Below are 898 nucleotides of genomic sequence, written 5' to 3'. Positions count from 1 at the left end.
CGTCCGTACGCGGTGACGGGTGGGCGTACGGCGCCGCGGGTGAAGCTGGCGATGGAGGCGTTGGTGTCGTCGGCGACGGCTGAGCCGCGGGAGTTCTCGCATATCACGCCGGAGTATCAGGCGATTTCGCAGTTGTGTCGGCAGGTTCGGTCGGTGGCTGAGGTGTCGGCGTTGTTGCGGATTCCGTTGGGTGTGGTGCGGGTGCTGATCGCGGATATGGCGGCGGAGGGGTTGGTGCGGGTGCATCAGCCGCAGCTGGATGCGGGTCGGCCGGATGTCAACCTGCTGGAAAGGGTGCTCAGTGGACTTCGCAGGCTCTAGTCCTGGTGTGTCGTCTCCGGGTCTCACGTCGACGAAGATTGTCGTGGCGGGTGGGTTCGGTGTCGGTAAGACGACGTTCGTGGGTGCGGTGTCGGAGATCATGCCGTTGACGACCGAGGCGGTGATGACGGATGCGTCGGTGGGGATCGATGATCTGGGGATGACGCCGTTGAAGTCGACCACGACGGTGGCGATGGATTTCGGGCGGGTGTCGCTGGATCGGGATTTGATCCTGTATTTGTTCGGTACGCCGGGTCAGCACAGGTTCTGGTTCATGTGGGATGACCTGGTGCGGGGGGCGATCGGTGCGGTGGTGCTGGTGGACACGCGCCGGTTGGCCGATAGTTTCCCGGCGATCGATTATTTCGAGGAGGCGCAGCTTCCGTTCATCGTGGGGATCAACGGTTGGGACGGCGGCTATCCGCACAGTGATGCGGAGGTGCGGGATGCGTTGACGTTGTCGGCGCATATTCCGTTGGTGCGGTTGGACGCGCGGTCGAAGGACTCGGTCAAGAGCGCGTTGATCAATCTGGTGGAGCACGCGTTGACGGTGCGGATGGCCGTCCCAGGCTGGAGC

Annotated in this window: 2 protein-coding genes; both read left to right on the top strand. The window is 63.6% G+C overall.

The window, feature by feature from the left end; translation table 11 throughout:
* The coding region (locus HTZ77_RS44900) for a DUF742 domain-containing protein (RefSeq protein ID WP_175595916.1) at positions 1-321 on the top strand (321 nt) is incomplete at its 5' end.
* Positions 275-898 (top strand): GTP-binding protein (locus HTZ77_RS44895; RefSeq protein ID WP_205304748.1); only part of this gene is annotated, 624 nt, incomplete at its 3' end. The genes HTZ77_RS44900 and HTZ77_RS44895, both read left to right, overlap by 47 nt.

The sequence above is a fragment of the Nonomuraea montanisoli genome, assembly GCF_013363975.1.
In the GTDB taxonomy this organism is placed as follows: Bacteria; Actinomycetota; Actinomycetes; order Streptosporangiales; family Streptosporangiaceae; genus Nonomuraea; species Nonomuraea montanisoli.
Note: the sequence above shows the minus strand (reverse complement) of the source record. Positions and strands in the feature narration are given on the sequence as shown.